The following is a 21063-nucleotide window of genomic DNA, read 5'->3' on the forward strand; positions in this document are numbered from 1 at the left end:
ATCCGTGAGGGTGGCCGCACCGTCGGCGCCGGCCGAGTCGTCAAGATCCTCAAGTGAGCCGTTAGCTATTGGCTCATAGCCATTAGCCAGAGAAGAGAGACTTTCCCACATGCCAAGCGACAAGAGGCCGCCGATAACGCTCGCGTGTGACACGTGCAAGCGGCGCAACTACGTGACCGTGAAGAGCAAGACCAACACCCGCGACCGCCTCGAGCTCAAGAAGTTCTGCCGGTGGTGCCGCCAGCACACGGCGCATCGAGAGACTCGTTAGCAGCGTCGTGGCATGACCGGTCTCGACGACCTGGTCGGTGAGGAGTACGGGCCGGTCCCGATCGAACCGACCCCGGACCGGGTCGCCGAGTTCGTCGTCGCCACCGGCGACGATCCCGACCGCTGGGCGTCGGTGGTCCCACCGTCGTTCGCCAATGCCGCTCTCTTCGCGGTGGCCCCGCGGTTTCTCGAGGATTCCCGGGTGGTGCCGTTCACCCGGTCCCTGATCCACTCGGAGCAGCGCTTCGAATGGGCGCGCCCCGCTGCGGTCGGCGAAACCATCGACGTCGTGGGAAGGGTCGGTGCGGTGCGGCAGCGGGCCGGGCTCAACCTGGTTTCGTTCGAGGTGTCGGCGTTCTCCGCCAGCGGGCCATGGCTCTCCGGGTCGGCGCAGTTCCTCCTGTCGACCGAGTCGGCCGCCGCCGCGGCGCAGGAGAAGGAACCTGGCGCATCCGAGCGCCCGGCCCACGATCCGCCGGGCGGACCGCTGCCGCTTCCCGAGACGGGTGAGGCGCTGGAACCGATGCGGGTCGGCGCGTCGCGACTCGACCTGGTCCGCTACGCCGCCGCCTCCCGCGACTGGAATCCGATCCACTGGGATCACTGGTCGGCGGTCGCCGCCGGGCTCCCCGGCACGATCGTCCACGGTCTCTTGATGACTGCCTGGATGGGTCGCCTGGCGGCGCGGTACTCGACGGCCGACCTGCCGCTGGAGTCGCTCGCGGTGCGGTTCCGCAAGCCACTGCGTCCTTCCGTTTCGGCTGCGGTGACCGGGACCGTGGCCGGGCGAGCCGAGACCGGTGCCGATCTCGACCTCGTCCTCGAAGCAGACGGCGAGCGGTTGATCACCGGGACCGCCCGGGTAACGCCATGAGCCTCGGCGGGGTCCAACGCAGCGAAGAGGAGTTGATCGAGCTCGCTCGCAACGGTGATCACGACGCCTTCGGTGAGCTCGTATGGAGGTACCGCGACACCGTGTACACGCTCGCTGTGCGTCTGGTCGGACCCGACCTCGCCCAGGACGTCGCCCAGGAGGCCCTGATCCGCGCATGGCGGGCGATGCCGCGCTTCCGTGGCGAGGCCGCCCTTGGCACCTGGCTGCACCGCATCACCGTCAACACGGCGTGGACACTGCGCAAGCGGGCGCAGCGCCATGACACTCAGCCGCTCGTCGACGACATCGCCGAGCCCGGCCGCGGTCCGGAGAAGGCAGGGGAGATGGTCGAGGTAAGGGCCGCCCTGTCGGAGGCGATCACCAGGCTCAGCCCGGGGCAGCGGGTGGTCCTCGTGTTGCGCGACGTGTACGGCTGGTCGAACGCCGAGGTGAGCCGCGAGCTCGGTATCGCCCAGACGACGACCAAGGTTCGACTGCACCGGGCCCGTCGGCGCCTGCGGGAGCTTCTCGGGGAGGAGGCGCTGTGAGACGGGTCCCATGTCGGGTCATCGCCGCCATGCCGCCTGACCGGCGCCTCAACCGGGTGTTGGAGCGACACCGAGCGGGTTGCGATCGCTGCCGGCAGCTCGAACGCTCGACGGCCGGCATGGCCCGCCAGCTCAACGACCTCGGGGCTGAGACCCTGCCGGCACCGGACGGCTTCGCCACCAGGGTGATGTCGTACATCGGCGAACAGGACGGCTCCGATCCGCGCCGACCACTGGTCACGCGGGCGGTGGCCCGCTATTCGGCCCTGGGGCTGATCGGCCTCGCCACGATCGTCGCCCTGGTGGCCCGCCTGCTTTCCCGCAGGCGCCGATAGCCGTCCCATCGCCGTCTGCACAATGCATGGTGCCGCCCCTCTGAATTACCTACGCCGCCGACGCGCGCCCTACAATGCCGGCCGTTCGTGCCCAGGCTTCTGCGCGGGTAAGAACACCCCGAGGGGCGTAGCTCAATTTGGCAGAGCACTGGTCTCCAAAACCAGCGGTTGGGGGTTCGAGTCCCTCCGCCCCTGCCCGAGAGGCGTCCCGAGACACCGAGTGAGGAAACGATGAATCGAGAGCTGCGGCGACTCCAGGAGATCGAGGAGAAGCGCGCCAAAGATCGACGGGCCGCTGCCGTGGGTCAGCGCAAGCGCAAGGAGCGGGTCGGATTCCGCCAGTTCATCGGCGAGGTCCGCACCGAGCTGCGCCGGGTCGCCTGGCCGACGCGCCGACAGGTCGTGACCTTCACCGTGGTGACGCTCATCACGGCCGGGTTCGTCACCCTGTTCACCTTCGGACTCGACGTGACGCTCAAGCCGGCGATCCTGCGGATCCTGGAGACCCGATGACCGCCGCCGCAGACTTCGACGAGGCCGCCGAGGCGACGGCCGAGGCAACCGACGGCACCGCTGCGGAAGCCGTGGAGGCCCCGGCTACGGACCCTGCGGAGGTCGACGGGGCGGACGAGCAGCCCGCTACCGCCGTCGCCAAGGCCGACCCCACCGATGACGGTGAGCTGGTAGCCACCGACGAGATCGAGCCACCAGCAGCTGCCGACGATGCCGATGCCGATGCCGACGCGGAGGGTGCCGCCGCCGCGTCGGCCACCGATGGTCAACCGACCGACGCGGCCGATGCCGAGCCCGTCATGCCTCCCTCCAGCCCGTACGACCTCCCCGGCTCCTGGTACGTGGTCCACTCCTACAGCGGCTACGAGAACAAGGTCAAGGCCAACCTCACCACCCGCATCTCGTCGATGCACATGGAGGACTCGATCTTCGACATCGTCATCCCCATGGAGGATGTCGTCGAGATCAAGTCCGGACGCAAGGTGACCGTCCCCCGCAAGCAGTTCCCCGGCTACGTTCTCGTTCGGCTGTACCTGGACGACGAGTCGTGGAGCGTGGTCCGCAACACTCCGGGTGTCACCGGGTTCGTCGGGTCGGGGACCAAGCCGACACCCCTGTCGCGCCGCGAGGTGGAGCGCATCCTGGGCGTCCGCAAGGACGAGGAGAAGAAGACTCCGAGGTTCAAGCCCGACTGGGAGATCAGTGAGACGGTGCGGGTCATCGACGGCCCGTTCGCCGACTTCAACGGTGTCATCGAGGACATCAACGTCGACCAGTCGAAGGTCCGGGTCCTCGTCGACATCTTCGGTCGCGAGACCCCGGTGGAACTCAACTTCGAGCAGATCCAGAAGTTCTGAACAAGGAGACATTCCGATGGGACGCAAGAGAGTCGCCGCGCTGCTGAAACTGCAGATCCCTGCAGGTCAGGCGTCGCCGGCCCCGCCGGTCGGCCCGGCCCTGGGCCAGCATGGCGTCAACATCATGGACTTCGTCCGCGAGTACAACATGGCGACCGAGAGCCAGAGCGGCACGATCGTCCCGGTCGAGATCACCGTCTACGAGGACCGGTCGTTCACCTTCGTCACCAAGACACCGCCGGCGGCGGTCATGCTCCGCCAGGCGGCGCGGGTGGAGAAGGGATCGGCCGTTCCGCACACCGAGAAGGTCGGCAAGGTGACCCGCTCGCAGGTTCGAGACATAGCCGAGACGAAGATGGTGGACCTCAACGCCAACGACGTCGAGGCGGCGATGAAGATCATCGAAGGGACCGCCCGATCGATGGGACTCACGGTCGAGGGCTAGCGCTCTCGACAGCTTGCAGCCTGCAGCATGCAGGTGGCACCAAAGAACCGCTGCGAATTGCGAATTGCGGCCAATGTGGGAGACGCGAAGAGCGTCGTAGACCACGGAAGGAACGAACGACATGGGTAAGAAGCGCTCGGACGCCAGCAAGGGCTTCGACGACGTTGCGATGCATGAGCCGGCGGATGCGATTCGGCTGGTGAAGTCGATGGCCACGGCCAAGTTCGACGAGACCGTCGACGCGGTGTTCAACCTCAGCATCGACGCCCGTCAGGCCGAGCAGGCGGTGCGGGGGACGGTGTCCCTGCCGCACGGCACCGGCAAGGACGTGCGCGTAGTCGTGTTCGCCGAGGGTGAGGATGCGAGGGCTGCTCAGGCGGCAGGGGCCGACCTGGTCGGAGCCGCCGACCTCGCGGGTTCGATCGAGAGCGGTGCCCAGCCCATCGACTGGGACGTCACCATCTCGCATCCGTCGCTGATGGCGGAGGTCGGCAAGCTCGGCAAGGCGCTCGGCCCCCGCGGGCTGATGCCGAACCCGAAGGCGGGGACCGTTACCACCGACATCGGCAAGACCGTGGAGGAGTTCAAGTCGGGACGGGTCGAGTACCGTAACGACCGCTTTGGGAACGTTCAAGTGCCCATCGGGAAGGTCTCCTTCGACGAGGAGCGCTTGGTCGAGAACTTCGCAGCCGCGGTGGACGAGCTCAACCGGGTGAAGCCGGCTTCGAGCAAGGGTCGCTACATGAAGAAGGTGAGCCTCTCGTCGACGATGGGACCCGGCGTCAAGGTCGACCCGAACACCCTGGACTTGCTCAAGGACGAGCGGTAGTAGCCAGGCACCCCTGCCGTCCCGGGTAACGGGTAACGGGTAACGGGGAACTGGTAACCTCCCTAGCGACAACACACCCGACCCGAGACCGCAGGTCCCCGATGGGGGTAAAGCCGAGGCGGGTGCGCGAATAGGTTCGCCCCGGGATCATGTTTCGGCTTGCGACAAGCCGAAACATGATGAAGCCAGCGACCGATTCGCACACCCACCTAAGGCGCCGGCGCAGGTTGTGAACGAGTTTTCTCTTCGCTCCCGCGCTCTGCGTCGGGAGCGTTGTCGTTGAAGGAATGGAACGAACGCAAGGAGACCGGTCCATGGCACGACCCGAGAAAGTCGAGGCCGTCGCCGCGATCAAGGAGCGCATCGCAGGCGCTGAGGCTGTGTTCGTCGCCGAGTACGCAGGCCTGTCGGTCGGGGAGCAGCAGAAGCTGCGCCGCGGCCTGCGGGCAGCCGAAGGTGAGTTCAAGGTCGTCAAGATGACGCTCGCCCGGCGCGCCGTGTCCGAGTTGGGACACGACGGTCTGCTGGAGATGTTGGTGGGTCCCACCGGACTCGCCTTCGCTTCGGGTGACGCCGCCGCTGCCGCCAAGGCATTGCGCGACTTCTCGCGAGATCACCAGCGTCTCGTCATCAAGGGCGGGTTGCTCGGCTCGGAGGTCCTGCCTCCGGAACGGGTGACCGAACTCGCCGACATCGAGCCCCGTGAGGTGCTGCTCGCCAAGATCGCCGGAGCCTTCCAGGCTCCCATGGCGACGATGGCCGGGCTGCTGGCCGCAATGCCGCGGGCGCTGGCCACGATGGTCCAGCAGCTCATCGATCGCGGCACGGAAGCTCCCGACGAGCAACCGGTTGCAGAAAAGCCGGCAGCCGCGGAGGCGCCCGCCGCCGAGGCGGAGACCGAGGTTGCGCCAGCAGCGGAGGCGGCGGAGGAATCCGCGGCCGATGCCGATGGCTCTGCGTCGAGCGACGATTCGAGTGACGACAGCGACGATTCCGACGAATCCAGTGACGATGAAGCGGCCGAGCAGGCCGAGGAGGAATAGACGATGGCAGGGAAGAAGAGCAGTGAGGACCTGCTCGAGGCGTTCGCTCAGATGAGCGTGCTCGAGCTCTCAGAGTTCCTCAAGCAGTTCGAGGAGAAGTTCGACGTGACCGCAGCCGCCCCGATGGCGGCCATGGCGGCGGCCGCCCCCGCTGGTGCTGGCGCTGCGGCGGAAGAGGAGCAGGACGAGTTCGACGTCGTCCTCGCCGCGGTGGGCGCCGAGAAGATCAAGGTCATCAAGGAGGTCCGTGCGATCACGAGCCTCGGCCTCAAGGAGGCAAAGGCTCTGGTCGACGAGGCACCCTCTCCCGTGCTGGAGGGGGTATCGAAGGAGGACGCCGAGAAGGCGAAGGCGACCCTCGAGGCCGTCGGCGCCACGGTGGAGGTCAAGTAGCGCGTACCGCTACGAGAATGGACCGGGGTGGGCGCGAGCCCGCCCCGTTTCGCGTGCCGGTCAGGCGGGGGCGGTCTCGCGGTCGAGGACGGAGCGGACGAAGTCGTGGTGCTCGGGTGCGACTCGAAACCACGCCCACTTGCCCCGCTGCTCGCGACCGATCAGCCCCGCTTTCGTCAGGACCGACAGGTGGTGGCTCACCGTCGCCTGGCTGCGATCGACGGGGTCGGGCAGATCGCATGCGCATACCTCACCTGTGGGGGAGGCGGCGATCATGCTGAGCAGGCGCAGTCGGGTCGGGTCACCGAGGGCCTTGAACACCGCGGCGAGGTCATCAGCGCGATCGGCGGTGAGCGACTCGTCGGTCACCGGGGCGCAGCAGTCGGTGTCGTGTGCCATCAATCGACGATAACACATTGACAGCTGTCGATATGTTATCTACAGTCGTCGTTTCGACAGTCATCGAAATGACGGGAAGGGACCTATGGACGCCAGCATCGAACTGCGGGAGAAGGTCAGGGAACGGTATGCCGGTGCCGCCACGAAGGGAACGGGCTGCTGCTCAGGTGACGGCTGCTGTGGCGCCGACGCCACGCTCGACACCGATCTCACCGGCGGCGCCTACGGCCCTGGTGATCTGGCCACCATCCCCGAAGCGGCAGCCCTGGCGATCCTGGGCTGCGGAAATCCCATCGCGGTGGCCGAGCTCGTCGAAGGCGAGACCGTCCTCGACCTGGGCTCCGGGGGTGGCATCGACGTGCTGCTCTGCGCCCGGCGGGTCGGTCCAACCGGCTTTGCGTACGGACTCGACATGACCGACGAGATGCTCGATCTTGCCCGGCGAAATGCCACCGAGGCAGGTGCCACCAACGTCCACTTCCTCCGGGGGTACATCGAGGAGATCCCGCTGGAGGACGCCACGGTCGACGTCGTCATCTCCAACTGCGTGATCAACCTGTCGGTCGACAAGCCGACGGTGTTCTCCGAGATGTATCGGGTGTTGCGCCCCGGGGGACGGGTCGGGATCACCGACATCGTGGCCGACGACTCGCTGACTCCGGACCAGCGCGCCGAGCGGGGTGACTGGGTCGGCTGCATCGCCGGCGCCCTGTCCTATGCGGAGTACCGCGAGCAGCTCGTTGCCTCCGGCTTCGAGGAGATCAGCCTCGACCCGACGCACCAGGCCGCTGAAGGCATGGACTCGGTGATCATCAAGGCGAGGAAGCCTCGGCGGGTGCTCTGAGCCAGGCTCAGAGCACCCGCAGCTCTTAGCTATTGGCTCATGGCCAGAGAGGACTATCGGCCGCATCGATTGGAGTGGTCTGGCCAATAGCTAAGGGGGTGCGCGAATAGGCTCGCCCCGGGATCAGGTTTCGGCTTGCCACAAGCCGAAACCTGATGAAGCCAGCGACCTATTCGCGCACCCCCTAAGAGCCAAGAGTCAAAAGCTCTCTTGGCTCCTTGACCCCGACCGTCGGTAGGAGTATGTTTCTGGGGTCGGAAATAGAAAGAGGGAACACAAGGTTCTCGTCTCCGTCGGCTTTGCCGAACTGGGGTAGCCGCGTGCTATCCTGGTTTTTCGTCGTCTCCAGGGTGCCCTACGCTGGTGGGCGGCCAGCCGTTGAAACCAGCCTGCCCAAACGTCGTTGATCGAGGAGGGACCGTCCTTTGGCCCGTGCGCGCAGCGAGCGAATTTCGTTCGCAAAGATTCCTGAAGTACTGCCCCTGCCCGACCTACTCGCCGTACAGCACGACTCCTTCCAGTGGTTTCTTGAGCGTGGCCTGAAGGAGATCTTCGAAGAGGTTTCGCCGATCGAGGACTTCACCGGCACCCTCCGCCTGGAGTTGTCCGACCATCGCTTCGAGGACCCGAGTGCTGGCGTCTCCGTCGAGGAGAAGATCGAGGACGCCAAGGAGCACGACAACACCTACTCACATCCGCTGTTCGTCACCGCGCGGTTCCAGAACATGCAGACCGGCGAGATCAAGGAACAGCAGGTCTTCCTCGGTGACTTCCCGATGATGACCCCCAACGGAACGTTCATCATCAACGGCACCGAGCGCGTCGTCGTGAGTCAGCTGGTCCGCTCTCCCGGGGTCTACTTCGACATCAGCACGGACCGGACATCGGACCGCGACCTGGTCAGCTCCAAGGTGATCCCGGGCCGCGGCGCCTGGCTCGAGTTCGACATCGACAAGAAGGGCACTCTCGGCGTGCGGGTCGACCGCAAGCGCCGACAGCTGGTTTCCACCTTCCTGCGCGCCCTCGACTTCGCTCAGACCGACGAGGAGCTACTCGCTCTCTTCGACGGGGCTCCGGTGATCGCCGAGACCCTGGAGAAGGACACCACCGAGGATCGCGACGAGGCCCTCCTCGACCTGTACCGCAAGCTGCGGCCCGGCGAGCTCACCACGATCGAGTCGGCGCGCAGTCTGGTCAACACGCTCTTCTACAACCCGAAGCGCTACGACCTGACCCGGGTGGGTCGCTACAAGATCAACCAGAAGTTCGACCGTGCCATGAAGGTGAGCGATCTCGACGACATCGAGGCCTACCGGGCGAAGACCCTCGGGCTGCTGTCGCAGGAGGACATCCTCGACACGATTCGTTACCTGGTGAAGCTCGACGAGGGCGCCCCCGGCTTCAGCGCCGATGACATCGACCACTTCGGCAACCGACGGGTCCGCACCGTGGGCGAGCTCATCCAGAACCAGATCCGGGTGGGACTCAGCCGCTTGGAGCGCGTGGTGCGCGAGCGGATGACAACGCAGGATCCCGAGGCGATCACACCGCAGAGCCTGATCAACATCCGTCCCGTGGTGGCGTCGATCAAGGAGTTCTTCGGCACCAGCCAGTTGAGCCAGTTCATGGACCAGCCGAACCCCCTCGCCGGGCTCACCCATCGCCGCCGTCTCTCGGCGCTCGGCCCGGGCGGCCTGTCGCGTGAGCGCGCCGGCTTCGAGGTCCGAGACGTCCACTCCTCCCACTACGGGCGCATGTGCCCGATCGAGACTCCGGAGGGTCCGAACATCGGTCTCATCGGCTCGCTCGCCTCGTACGCCAAGGTCAACCGGTTCGGCTTCATCGAGACGCCGTACCGTCGGGTGGTCGATGGGAAGGTCACCAAGCAGATCGACTACCTGACCGCCTCGGAAGAGGAACGGTTCGTCATCGCCCAGGCGAACGCCGAACTCAAACAGGACAGCACCTTCAAGTCGAAGCGTGTGCTGGTACGCCGTCTGGGCGGCGAGGTGGACTACGTGACTGCCAAGCAGGTCGACTACATGGACGTGTCGCCCAAGCAGGTGGTATCGGTGGCCACCTCACTCATCCCGTTCCTGGAGCACGACGACGCCAACCGCGCCCTCATGGGGTCCAACATGCAGCGTCAGGCAGTGCCGCTCCTGCGCGCCGAGGCTCCGCTGGTCGGGACGGGCGTCGAAGGCCGGGTCGCACGCGACTCGGGTGAGGCGCTCATCGCCACCGAGGACGGCGAGGTCGCCGAGGTCACCGGCCGCCGGATCACCGTCAAGGTGGGCAACAAGCGCGTGGACTACCCGTTGCGCAAGTTCGTCCGCTCCAACCAGGGCACCAGCATCAATCAGAAGCCGCTGGTCCGCGAGGGCGACAAGGTCAAGGCCGGTGATGTCATCGCCGACGGTCCGTCGACCGAGAAGGGTGAGCTGGCGCTCGGTAAGAACCTGCTGGTTGCCTTCATGTCGTGGCGGGGCCACAACTTCGAGGACGCCATCGTGCTTTCGGAGCGGCTCGTCAAGGAGGACGTGCTCACTTCGATCCACATCGAGAAGTACGAGATCGAGGCCCGGGACACCAAGCTCGGCGCCGAGGAGATCACCCGGGACATCCCGAACGTCGCCGAGGAGTCCCTCCAGAGCCTCGACGAGGAGGGCATCATCCGGGTGGGGGCCGAGGTCGGCCCCGGCGACTACCTCGTGGGAAAGGTGACGCCCAAGGGTGAGACCGAGCTGACTCCCGAGGAGCGCCTGCTGCGCGCCATCTTCGGTGAGAAGGCCCGCGAGGTTCGCGACATGTCGCTCAAGGTGCCGCACGGTGAGCAGGGCAAGGCGATCGACGTTCGAGTGTTCCGCCGGGACAACGGTGACGAGCTGCTCCCCGGAGTCAACGAGCTGGTGCAGGTGTACGTCGCCCAGCAGCGCAAGATCTCGGAGGGCGACAAGCTCGCCGGTCGTCACGGCAACAAGGGCATCATCGCCAAGATCCTCCCCGAGGAGGAGATGCCGTTCCTCGAGGACGGAACGCCGGTCGACATCATCCTGTCGCCTCTCGGCGTGCCTTCGCGGATGAACCTCGGTCAGGTGCTCGAGACCCACCTCGGCTGGGCGGCGGCGCAGGGTTGGAGCGAGTTCAAGGGCACCAGCGAGGCGGCCGGGGGGGCCAAACCGTGGACCAACGTGGCGACGCCGGTGTTCGACGGCGCCACCGACGTGGAGATCGGCAAGGTCCTGGCCAACTCGCTGCCCAACGCCGATGGCGACAGGATGATCAACGACGCCGGCAAGGCGATCCTGTACGACGGCCGTACCGGTCTCCCGTTCGATCAGCCGATCACCATCGGCTACCTCTACATCTTGAAGCTGCTCCACCTGGTGGACGACAAGATCCACGCCAGGTCGACGGGCCCGTACTCGATGATCACCCAGCAGCCGCTCGGTGGTAAGGCCCAGTTCGGTGGTCAGCGTTTCGGTGAGATGGAGGTGTGGGCCCTGGAGGCGTACGGCGCGGCCTACGCCCTGCAGGAGCTGCTCACCATCAAGTCCGACGACGTCCGAGGCCGGGTCAAGGTGTACGAGGCGATCGTCAAGGGGGAGAACATCCCCGAACCCGGCATCCCCGAGTCGTTCAAGGTGCTCATCAAGGAGATGCAGAGCCTGTGCCTCAACGTCGAGATGCTCTCGGCTGGTGAGGAGGTCGAGCTCCGCGAACTCGATGACGACGCCTTCCGCACCGCGGAGTCGCTTGGGATCGACATCTCTCGTCCCGAGCGGGGGGACTGACGGCGAGCGGCCGACGACAAGTAGTGACCGAGATCGACGACGGAGCACAGAGGAGCACGGGTGGCGCAGTATTTCGATGAGCTGAAGATCAGCCTGGCCACCGCGGACCAGATCCGCGGCTGGTCACATGGCGAAGTGAAGAAGCCGGAGACGATCAACTACCGGACCCTCAAGCCGGAAAAGGACGGCCTCTTCGACGAGCGCATCTTCGGCCCCACCCGCGACTGGGAGTGCTACTGCGGCAAGTACAAGCGCGTCCGTTTCCGCGGTGTGATCTGCGAGCGCTGCGGGGTTGAGGTCACCCGGGCCAAGGTGCGTCGCGAGCGGATGGGTCACATCGAGCTGGCCGCACCGGTGACCCACATCTGGTACTTCAAGGGCGTCCCCAGCCGTCTCGGTTACCTGCTCGACATGTCACCCAAGGAGCTGGAGAAGGTCATCTACTTCGCCGCCTACCTGATCACCCATGTGGACGAGGACAAGCGGCACAAGGACCTCGGAGAGCTCGAAGAGGCCACCACGACCGAGGTGGGGATCATCAACAAGGAGTTCGAGGAGTGGGAGGCCGCCCGCCTGGAGCGCCTTGAGCACGAGCTCAAGCAGATGGAGGAGGCGGGGGCCAAGGCGCAGGAGATCTCGGCGGCCCGCCGCGAGGCGGAGCGCGAGATCAAGGATCGACGCGAGCGCTCCGAGTACGAGGTGGAACTGGTACGCGAGGCCTACGACTTCTTCCGCGGGATGAAGGTCAAGAACCTCGTCGAGTCCGAGCAGCTGTGGCGTGAGATCCGAGACCGCTACGAGGAGTATTTCGAGGGAGGCATGGGGGCCGAGGCGATCAGGGATCTGCTTACACGCCTCGACCTGGACGCTGAGATCGTCCAGCTCAACGAGGATCTCGAGGGCAATTCGGCGCAGAAACGCCAGCGTGCCACCAAGCGACTGCGCGTGGTGACGCCCTTCGCCCAGGGCACCAACAGTGTCGAGGCGATGATCCTTCAGGCGATCCCGGTGATCCCACCGGATCTGCGGCCGATGGTGCAGCTCGACGGTGGGCGGTTCGCCACTAGTGACCTCAACGACCTGTACCGCCGCGTGATCAACCGCAACAACCGGCTCAAGCGACTTCTCGAGCTGGGTGCTCCCGAGATCATCGTCAACAACGAGAAGCGCATGCTGCAGGAGGCCGTCGACGCCCTGTTCGACAACGGTCGCCGCGGCCGCGCCGTGACCGGACCGGGCAGCCGGCCGCTCAAGTCGATCTCCGACATGCTCAAGGGCAAGCAGGGACGGTTCCGTCAGAACCTCCTCGGCAAGCGCGTCGACTACTCGGGCCGTTCGGTCATCGTGGTCGGGCCGCAGTTGCGGCTCCACCAATGCGGGCTGCCCAAGGCGATGGCCCTCGAGCTGTTCAAGCCGTTCGTGATGAAGAAGCTCGTCGACCTCGACCTGGCCCAGAACATCAAGGCGGCCAAGCGCATGGTGGAGCGGCATCGCCCGCAGGTGTGGGACGTCCTCGCCGACGTGATCAAGGAGCACCCGGTGATGCTCAACCGCGCTCCGACGCTGCACCGTCTAGGTATCCAGGCCTTCGAGCCGATCCTGGTGGAGGGCAAGGCGATCCAGATCCACCCGCTGGTGTGTGAGGCGTTCAACGCCGACTTCGACGGCGACCAGATGGCGGTCCACCTGCCGCTGTCGGCCGAAGCCCAGGCCGAGGCCCGGGTGCTCATGCTGTCGACCAACAACGTGCTGTCCCCGGCGAGCGGTCGTCCGATCGTCACGCCGAGCCAGGACATGGTCATCGGCATCTACTACCTGTCGGAGCTGGTCGAGGATGCGCCGGGCGCTGGCAGGGTGTTCGAGAGCATCGACGAGGCCGAGATGGCCTACGACCTGGGCGAGCTCGGCCTTCACGCCCCGATCCGCCTGCGGGTCGGCGAACTGGCCGGCGACCCCGAGCTCTACTCCGAGATGCGCCGCCACCTCGGCGAACTCGTTCCCGAGGAGCCGGTCGATGCCACCAAGCCGTACGAGACCACCCTCGGCCGGGCACTGATCAACGGTGCCATGCCTGACGGTTTCCCCTACATCAACGGCGTCGTACTCAAGTCGGACCTGCGCGTGCTGATCGAGGAGGTCATTGCCCGCTACGACAAGTCGCAGGTGGAGTTCCTGCTCGACACGATCAAGGAACTCGGCTTCCGGTATGCCACTCGCGCCGGGCTCACCATCGGCCTCGAGGACGTCAAGACCCCGCCGGAGAAGCAGCAGATCCTCGACTCGTTCGAGGCTGAGGCCGCCAAGGTCGAGGACCTGTACCAGAACGGCATCATCACCGAGGCGGAACGCCGCCAGGAGTTGATCGACATCTGGACGAGTGCCACCGACAAGGTGAAGGAAGCCCTGGAGGTCAGCCTCAAGAAGGAGCGGTTCAACCCCATCGACATGATGGTGCGATCCGGTGCTCGCGGGAACATCATGCAGGTGCGCCAGATCGCCGGCATGCGTGGCCTGGTGGCCAACCCGCGCGGTGACATCATCCCGCGGCCGATCAAGGCGAACTTCCGTGAGGGCCTGTCGGTGCTCGAGTACTTCATTTCGACGCACGGAGCCCGCAAGGGTCTCGCCGACACGGCGCTGCGGACCGCCGACTCCGGGTACTTGACCCGTCGGTTGGTCGACGTCTCGCAGGAACTGCTCATCTACGACGAGGAATCCGAGGATGCGGGTATCACCATCAAGGTGCGCGAGGAGGAAGGGGCCGAGCCGCTGCGTCATCTGCGCAACCGGCTGTACGGCCGGGTGCTCGCCGAGGACGTCAAGGTGGGTCGCTCGCTCGTCGAGTCGGCCTCGGGCGTCAAGTTGCGCGCCGGCGAGTTGGTGGATCGCGAGGCATTCGTGGCGATCTCCGCGGCAACCGAGGTGACCGAGGTTCGGGTGCGCTCGCCGCTCACCGACCAGGCACGCTTCGGGGTGAGCCGGGCCTCCTACGGCCTCAGCCTCGCCACCGGACGCATGGTCGAGCCGGGCGAAGCGGTCGGGATCATGGCCGCCCAGTCGATCGGCGAGCCGGGGACGCAGCTGACGATGCGGACCTTCCACACCGGCGGCGTAGCCGGTGAGGACATCACCCACGGCCTCCCCCGCGTGACCGAGCTCTTCGAAGCCCGGTCACCGAAGGGCAAGGCGCCGATCTCCGAGATCGGCGGCGTGATCAAGATGGTCGACGACGAGGAGGGCCGTCGCATCGTCGTGGTCGGCAAGGACGACGAAGTCGCCTATCCGATCACCCGTCGCGCCCGGGTCAAGGTGCGCGACGGTGCCGAGATCGAGCCGGGCACCCCGCTCACCGAGGGTCCGCTCGACCCGAAGGAAGTGCTCGAGATCATGGGCGTGCGCGCCTGCCAGCGCTACCTCGTGGACGAGGTCCAGGAGGTGTATCGCAGCCAGGGCGTCGACATCCACGACAAGCACATCGAGCTCATCGTCCGTCAGATGCTGCGTCGCGTTCGGGTGGTCAACCCGGGTGATTCGCAGTACCTGCCCGCGGAGCTGGTCGATGCGCAGGAGTTTCGGGCCGCCAACAAGGAACTCGTGGCAGAAGGCAAGAAGCCCGCAGAGGGACGTCCCGAGCTGATGGGTATCACCAAGGCGTCGCTGGCCACCGACTCGTGGCTCTCGGCCGCCTCCTTCCAGGAGACGACCCGGGTGCTCACCGAGGCAGCGTTGCAGGGTCGCTCCGACTTCCTGCGCGGCCTCAAGGAGAACGTCATCATCGGCAAGCTGATCCCGGCCGGCACCGGCGCCGACCAGTATCAGTCGGTGCAGCCGTCGTTGCCGGGCGCCACCGTGGTCAGCGCCCATGCGCTGTTCGGCGAGGGCGCCGGTGAGTCGGCGGCCGAGGGCATGCCGGAGAACCCGGCCGAGTGGCTGGCCTCCCTTGGCGGAGGGGTCGCCGTTGCCGAGGACGCAGACGAAGAAGACGAGTAGGCAGAGTCGCCGGCGGTAGCCAGCCGACGACGTACTCAGTACTTGGTACCAAGTACGACGAGACCCCGCCACCCGGCGGGGTCTCGTCACATGGAAACGACCGTCTCCAAGGCCAGCTCCGCCATCTGGTCGACGCTCTTGCCTCTTGCCTCTGAGCGAATTGCGAACCGCGAATCGCGAATCGCGGCCGCCGTCAGGCGGCCCTCAGGCGGCCCTCAAAACGGCCAGATCAGAGGCACCATCACCATCGTGATGGCGAAGACGATGCCGGTGAGGGGGAGCCCCACCTTCAGGTAGTCGACGAATCGGTACCCGCCCGGGCCCATCACCAGCGTGTTCGCCGGGTGCGACACCGGGCTGGAGAACGACGCCGAGGCGGCGACGGCGAGGGCCATGAGGAATGGGAGCGGCGAGGCGCCCAGGTCGATGGCGGTGGTGTAGGCGATCGGCGCCATCAAGACGACCAGGGCAGCGGTCGGGATCACCTGGGTGGCGAGGGAGGTCATCAGGAAGATGGCGGCAAGGACCGCCAGCGGGCCCATCGGCCCGACCGCCTCGACGACGCCGCGGGCCAGGAATGCAGCCGCTCCGGTCTGGTCCATGGCGATCCCCAGCGGGATCATCCCGGCGATGAGGAACACGGCCTGCCACTCGACGTGGCGGTAGGCGTCCTCCATGGTCAGGCACCGCGTGAGGACCATGAGCGATGCCCCGGCGACGGCCGCCACCGAGATGGGAAGCCAGCCGACGACGACGGTGACGACCACACCGACGAGGATGCCGGCGGCGACCGGCGCCCGGTTCCTCCGGGCGGGCGGTGCCGCCGGCTGCGAGGTGAGGATGAAGTCGCTGTCGAACGCCAGCTGGCGCAGCCGCTCCCGGGGTCCGTGGACCAGGATGGCGTCACCGAACCGCAGGGCCATATCGCGAAGCCCGGTGCGGTGAGCCTTGCCCTGCCGCCAGATGGCGAGCACGGTGATTCCGTAGCGATCCCGAAACTCCAGTTCGCGGACCGTCTTGCCCTCGAGGGTGGTTTGAGGGGACAACACCAGTTCCCCGAGGCCGATGTCCGTCGACTCGAGGGCGGTGAGCGGCGTGCTGGCATGGTCGACGTCGAGTCGTCCCAGGGCGTCGAGGAGCTCGAGATGAGACGTCGTGGCCTGGGCGAGGAGCACATCGCCCGCCTCGACGGTCGTATCCGGTCCCGGGATCGGGATCACCTCAGCGTTTCGGTGGATCTCCCACACCGCCAGACCGAGCCGGTCGCGCACCCGGCTATCCCCGAGGGTGCGTCCGGCGAGCGACGAGTCCTCCGGGACCTCGAGCGTCATCAGATTGGTCGGGAGGTTGTAGAACTCGTCGGTGCCCGGATCGGCGAGCGGTCCGAGCACCTCGAGGCCGGACTCGTCGGGGACGGTCGGGGTCTTCTCCTTCGACGCGAGCAGGAGGATGTCACCGGCAAGGAAGCGCCACCGTGAGATGTCACCCATCCGGACCGATTCGTCCCGGCGCACCGCCAGCACGTCCAGGTCGTACTGTCGTCGCGCCCCGGACTGGAGCAGGGTGCTGCCGACGAGCGGGGAGCCCTCAGTGACCCGGGCCTCCACCAGTGTCAGTGCCCGGGGCATCACGTCGGCTTCGGCGCTGCCGGCGAGCACCACACGCCGAACGTCGTCGATGAACTCCGGGCGCCCCAAACCCAGCAGCCGGTCACCGGCTCGTAGCACCGTGTCGCGCCCCGGCGCCGCCATCACCGCCCCACTGCGAGCGATGGCGACGACGGTGAGGCCCAGGGTCGATCCGAGTCGCGACGACTGGAAGGTCATCCCGACCAGGCGAGAGTCCGGCGGTATCGGCACCGAGACGAGCCTGCCGCCGAGGTCGAACAGGGCGGTCGGGTCGTGACGCTCTCCCGGGTCCCTGCGGGGGAGCAGGCGGCGGCCGAAGATCACCATGAAGCCGGTGGCGGCCAGCAGGGCGATCACCCCGATCGGCGTGATGGCGAACAGCCCGACCGGGGGGAGCCCGAAGTCGCGGATGGCGCCGGCGACCAGGATGCTCGGCGGGGTCCCGATCATCGTGGTCATCCCGCCGAGGAGGGAGCCGAGCGCCATCGGCAGGAGGAGCAGGGAAGGCGGCTGGCCGGTGCGGCGGGAAATCTCGACCACCACAGGCAGCATCATCGCCGCCACCGCCACGTTGCTGAGGATGACCGTGGACAGGACACCGGCAGCCAGCATGACCACGGCGATGAGGCGGGTCTCCCCGTCACCGGCGACCCGAACCAGGCGCTGCCCCACCCGGTCGGCGACCCCGGTGGCGGTCAGACCGCCACTGATGATGAACATCGCCCACACCGTCACCACCGCCGGACTGCTGAATCCGGAGAGCGCGTCGGTCGGTGTGACGTAACCGGTGAGCGCCACCGCCACCAGCACGAGAAGCGCCACCAGGTCCATCCGCAACCACTCGGTGACGAACAGCGCCACCGCCCCGGCGAGGATGAGCAAGACAACGGCAATTTCGAGGGTCATCAACCCGGGAGGCTACAGCCAGAGAGCCAACAGCCAACAGCCAGACCGTGACCACGGCATATGCCCTGGACTCTCTGGCCATGAGCCATGAGATCCTCACGGTTGACGGTTGACGGTTGACGGTTGACGGTTGACGGGCGGCGGGCGACTGGCCCTAGCCTGCTTTGCCCCTTGTGTCCGCGCGCACCTATACTCCGCGCCCGTGACTCCGGTCACCTAGGCCCTTCTCGGAAAGGGGCCCGGCCTCGCGCCGGGCCTCTCCTGTCCGAGCAGGGTGGTCATACGGGTCGGCTATCGCCGACTCTCGCACGTGCAGACCACGTCGATGCGGGCTGCGCTGCGCCGACAACGACATAGTGGAGAGGGCAGGAATGCCGACGATCCAGCAGCTGGTCAAGCATGGCCGGCAGCACAAACCGAAGAAGGAGAAGACTCCGGGTCTCGCCGGGGCGCCACAGCGCCGCGGGGTATGTACTCGCGTCTACACGATCACTCCGAAGAAGCCGAACTCGGCGCTCCGTAAGGTCTGTCGTGTTCGCCTCTCCTCCGGCGTCGAAGTCACCGCCTACATCCCTGGCGAGGGCCACAACCTCCAGGAGCACTCGATCGTGCTCGTACGTGGCGGCCGCGTGAAGGACCTTCCGGGGGTTCGCTACAAGATCGTGCGGGGCACCCTCGACGCCGCCGGCGTCGGTACCCGCAAGCAGGCCCGTTCTCGCTACGGGGCGAAGAAGGGCAGCTGATGAGACGCGCCCCCGCAGAAGTTCGCAAGATCGAGCCGGACCCCGTGTTCCGCAGCGTCCTGGTCACCCAGCTCATCAACAAGGTGCTCTGGAAGGGCAAGAAGGACCTCGCCCGCCAGATCGTCTACGACGCCCTCGAGATGATCGAGAAGCGGTCGGGCCAGGAGCCGCTCACCGTGCTCAAGAAGGCCATCGACAACCTGCGGCCATCGGTCGAGGTGCGGTCCCGCCGTGTCGGCGGGTCGGCCTACCAGGTCCCCGTCGAAGTCCGCCCTCGTCGCTCCACCACGCTCGCCGTTCGCTGGCTGGTGGATTTTGCCCGCAAGCGTCGCGAGCACGAGATGGCGGATCGCCTCGCCAATGAGATCCTCGACGCCTCGACCCGTCAGGGTGGGGCGTTCAAGCGTCGCGAGGACATCCACAAGATGGCCGAGTCCAACAAGGCGTTCGCGCACTACCGCTGGTAATCACCCATGTCTGCTTCTGCTTCCCTGAGTCAACTCCGCCAGTACCCCCTGAGCCGCACCCGGAACATCGGGATCATGGCGCACATCGACGCCGGCAAGACCACCACCACCGAGCGGATCCTCTACTACACCGGTCGTACCTACAAGCTCGGTGAGGTCCATGAGGGATCGGCCGTCATGGACTGGATGGAGCAGGAGCAGGAGCGCGGCATCACCATCACCTCCGCCGCCACTACCTGCCTGTGGAAGGACACCTGGATCAACATCATCGACACGCCCGGTCACGTCGACTTCACCGTCGAGGTGGAGCGCTCGTTGCGAGTGCTCGATGGCGCCGTCGCCGTTTTCGACGCCGTGGCCGGCGTCGAACCGCAATCCGAGACCGTATGGCGCCAGGCCGACCGCTACAAGGTGCCCCGCATCTGTTTCATCAACAAGATGGATCGGATCGGGGCCAACTTCTACGCGGCGGTCGACTCCATCGTCGCCCGACTCGGTGCCAACCCGGTCGCCATCCAACTCCCGATCGGTTCGGAGTCCGACTTCAAGGGTGTGATCGACCTCATCGAGATGAAGGCGCACATCTGGCCCGACGACGATGGCGAGCGCTGGGATACCACGGACATCCCCGACGAGTACGCCGATCAGGCCCACGAGTGGCGGGGCCGGATGCTCGAGGCCGTGGCCGAGGTCGACGAGAAGTTGCTCGAAAAGTATCTCGAGGAGCTGGAGATCACGCCGGACGAGCTCCGCGCCGCGCTCCGTGTCGGCACCATCGAGGGGCTCTTCGTGCCGGTGATCACCGGTTCCGCCTTCAAGAACAAGGGCGTGCAGCTGCTCCTCGATTCGGTGCTCTACTACCTGCCGAGCCCGGTCGACCTGCCCCCGATGGTCGGGTTCGCTCCGGGTGACGAGGACACGCCGCTGGAGCGAAAGCCCGACGACAGCGAGCCGTTCTCGGCGATCGCCTTCAAGATCATGACCGACCCGCACGTCGGCAAGCTCACCTACTTCCGGGTCTACTCGGGGCACGCCGCCAAGGGTGACACCGTGCTCAACGTGAGCAACGGCAAGAAGGAGCGGTTCGGGCGGCTGCTCCGCATGCACGCCAACCACCGTGAGGATCTCGACAACATCTTCACCGGCGACATCGTCGCCACCGTCGGGTTGAAGGTGACCACCACCGGCGACACCCTCTCCGACCCCTCCAAGGTGATCCAGCTCGAGTCGATGACCTTTCCCGCCCCCGTCATCTCCGTCGCCATCGAACCCAAGTCGAAGGCCGATCAGGACAAGCTCGGTGACGGCCTCTCCCGCCTCGCCGAGGAGGACCCCACCTTCCTGGTGCGTACCGACGAGGAAACCGGCCAGACGGTGATCGCCGGGATGGGCGAGCTGCATCTCGACGTGCTCGTCGACCGTCTTCGCCGCGAGTTCAAGGTGGACGCCAACGTGGGACGCCCGCAGGTCGCCTACCGGGAGACCATCAAGAAGGCGGTCGACGGTGTGGTGTACCGCCATATCAAGCAGACCGGCGGCAGGGGTCAGTTTGCCCACGTCGAGATCGACCTGGAGCCGACCGGCCCCGGTGGTGGTTACGAATTCGTGGACCGCACCAAGGGCGGTGCCGTTCCCAAGGAGTACGTGCCCGCGGTGGATGCCGGCATCGAGGCCGCCCTCGACAGCGGCGTGCTCGCCGGCTACCCGATCGTCGACGTGCGCGCCGTCCTCGTCGATGGATCGGCCCACGCCGTCGACTCCTCCGAGATGGCGTTCAAGATCGCAGGCTCCATGGCGCTCCAGGAGGCGGCCCGCCGCGCCGGGATGGCGCTGCTCGAGCCTGTGATGGCCGTCGAGGTGGTCACCCCGGAGGACTACATGGGCGAGGTCATCGGCGACCTCAACTCACGCCGGGGTCAGATCGGTGAGATGGGCCAGCGGGGCAACAGCCGGGTGATCGACGCCCGGGTGCCGCTCGCCGAGATGTTCGGCTACGCCACCGACCTGCGGTCACGCACCCAGGGACGGGCGGCCTACACGATGCAATTCGATTCGTACCAGCAGGTTCCGGAGGCCATCGCCAGCGAGATCGTGGCGAAGGTCCGCGGCGAGTGATCAGGAGAGGATGAGCCATGGGTAAGGCGAAGTTTGAGCGTTCGAAGCCGCATGTGAATGTGGGGACGAT

At 66.5% G+C, this 21063-nt stretch carries 18 protein-coding genes and 1 tRNA gene; 17 read left to right on the forward strand and 2 right to left on the reverse strand.

The features are described from left to right. Positions 1–109: 109 nt before the first annotated feature. The 11 genes from rpmG to rplL all read left to right on the forward strand — a co-directional run bounded on the left by rpmG (position 110) and on the right by rplL (position 6107). On the forward strand, positions 110–271 hold the full coding sequence (gene rpmG, locus WEA29_05040) for a 50S ribosomal protein L33 (protein MEX2323119.1): 162 nt from the start codon (positions 110–112) through the stop codon (positions 269–271). A gap of 12 nt (positions 272–283) precedes the next feature. Continuing rightward, positions 284–1144 (forward strand): MaoC/PaaZ C-terminal domain-containing protein, encoded by an 861-nt coding sequence (locus WEA29_05045; GenBank protein ID MEX2323120.1) that lies wholly within the window; start codon positions 284–286, stop codon positions 1142–1144. Continuing rightward, the gene (locus WEA29_05050) at positions 1141–1692 is read left to right on the forward strand and encodes a sigma-70 family RNA polymerase sigma factor (GenBank protein MEX2323121.1); all 552 of its coding nucleotides are present in this window, start codon (positions 1141–1143) and stop codon (positions 1690–1692) included. Before WEA29_05045 ends, WEA29_05050 begins: the two co-directional genes overlap by 4 nt. Further along, a complete protein-coding gene (locus tag WEA29_05055; GenBank protein ID MEX2323122.1) occupies positions 1689–2027 on the forward strand; it encodes a hypothetical protein in 339 nt (112 codons plus the stop codon). Before WEA29_05050 ends, WEA29_05055 begins: the two co-directional genes overlap by 4 nt. A gap of 121 nt (positions 2028–2148) precedes the next feature. After that, positions 2149–2222 (forward strand) — tRNA-Trp (locus WEA29_05060). A 36-nt stretch (positions 2223–2258) separates the two neighbouring features. Then, positions 2259–2540, forward strand: a complete 282-nt coding sequence (gene secE, locus WEA29_05065; protein MEX2323123.1) for a preprotein translocase subunit SecE — start codon at positions 2259–2261, stop codon at positions 2538–2540. After that, positions 2537–3397: a transcription termination/antitermination protein NusG gene (nusG, locus tag WEA29_05070; GenBank protein MEX2323124.1), complete on the forward strand. Its 861-nt coding sequence runs from the start codon at positions 2537–2539 to the stop codon at positions 3395–3397. The genes secE and nusG overlap by 4 nt, the downstream gene beginning before the upstream one ends. A gap of 16 nt (positions 3398–3413) precedes the next feature. Further along, positions 3414–3842 carry a 50S ribosomal protein L11 gene (rplK, locus tag WEA29_05075; GenBank protein ID MEX2323125.1) on the forward strand — a complete coding sequence of 143 codons (429 nt, stop codon included), beginning with the start codon at positions 3414–3416 and terminating at the stop codon, positions 3840–3842. Positions 3843–3963: 121 nt separating this feature from the next. Then, positions 3964–4671: a 50S ribosomal protein L1 gene (gene rplA, locus WEA29_05080; protein MEX2323126.1), complete on the forward strand. Its 708-nt coding sequence runs from the start codon at positions 3964–3966 to the stop codon at positions 4669–4671. A 314-nt stretch (positions 4672–4985) separates the two neighbouring features. After that, positions 4986–5714, forward strand: coding sequence for a 50S ribosomal protein L10 (gene rplJ, locus WEA29_05085; protein ID MEX2323127.1), 729 nt, complete (start codon positions 4986–4988; stop codon positions 5712–5714). Positions 5715–5717: 3 nt separating this feature from the next. Further along, complete coding sequence (gene rplL / locus WEA29_05090; protein MEX2323128.1) at positions 5718–6107, forward strand: 50S ribosomal protein L7/L12; 390 nt, start codon at positions 5718–5720, stop codon at positions 6105–6107. Positions 6108–6167: 60 nt separating this feature from the next. Here the strand turns inward: rplL and WEA29_05095 are convergent, their stop codons facing one another. Continuing rightward, complete coding sequence (locus tag WEA29_05095; protein ID MEX2323129.1) at positions 6168–6506, reverse strand: metalloregulator ArsR/SmtB family transcription factor; 339 nt, start codon at positions 6504–6506, stop codon at positions 6168–6170. Positions 6507–6591: 85 nt separating this feature from the next. Between WEA29_05095 and arsM the strand changes: the two genes are divergently transcribed. From arsM to WEA29_05110, 3 genes are all read left to right on the forward strand, one after another. Then, positions 6592–7350 carry an arsenite methyltransferase gene (gene arsM, locus WEA29_05100; GenBank protein ID MEX2323130.1) on the forward strand — a complete coding sequence of 253 codons (759 nt, stop codon included), beginning with the start codon at positions 6592–6594 and terminating at the stop codon, positions 7348–7350. Between the two features lie 425 nt (positions 7351–7775). After that, a complete protein-coding gene (locus tag WEA29_05105) occupies positions 7776–11144 on the forward strand; it encodes a DNA-directed RNA polymerase subunit beta (protein MEX2323131.1) in 3369 nt (1122 codons plus the stop codon). Between the two features lie 60 nt (positions 11145–11204). Further along, complete coding sequence (locus WEA29_05110; protein MEX2323132.1) at positions 11205–15134, forward strand: DNA-directed RNA polymerase subunit beta'; 3930 nt, start codon at positions 11205–11207, stop codon at positions 15132–15134. 215 nt (positions 15135–15349) lie between these two features. Here WEA29_05110 and WEA29_05115 read toward each other — a convergent pair whose 3' ends face one another. After that, positions 15350–17668 carry an SLC13 family permease gene (locus tag WEA29_05115; protein ID MEX2323133.1) on the reverse strand — a complete coding sequence of 773 codons (2319 nt, stop codon included), beginning with the start codon at positions 17666–17668 and terminating at the stop codon, positions 15350–15352. Positions 17669–18039: 371 nt separating this feature from the next. Between WEA29_05115 and rpsL the strand changes: the two genes are divergently transcribed. The 3 genes from rpsL to fusA are packed head-to-tail and all read left to right on the forward strand — an operon-like array spanning position 18040 to position 20993. Then, positions 18040–18411 (forward strand): 30S ribosomal protein S12, encoded by a 372-nt coding sequence (gene rpsL, locus WEA29_05120; protein MEX2323134.1) that lies wholly within the window; start codon positions 18040–18042, stop codon positions 18409–18411. Beyond that, positions 18408–18878 (forward strand): 30S ribosomal protein S7, encoded by a 471-nt coding sequence (gene rpsG, locus WEA29_05125; protein MEX2323135.1) that lies wholly within the window; start codon positions 18408–18410, stop codon positions 18876–18878. Before rpsL ends, rpsG begins: the two co-directional genes overlap by 4 nt. Positions 18879–18884: 6 nt before the next feature. Beyond that, positions 18885–20993, forward strand: coding sequence for an elongation factor G (fusA, locus tag WEA29_05130; GenBank protein MEX2323136.1), 2109 nt, complete (start codon positions 18885–18887; stop codon positions 20991–20993). Positions 20994–21063: the final 70 nt, after the last annotated feature.

This window comes from Acidimicrobiia bacterium (assembly GCA_040902765.1).
In the GTDB taxonomy this organism is placed as follows: Bacteria; Actinomycetota; Acidimicrobiia; order Spongiisociales; family UBA11373; genus DATKBG01.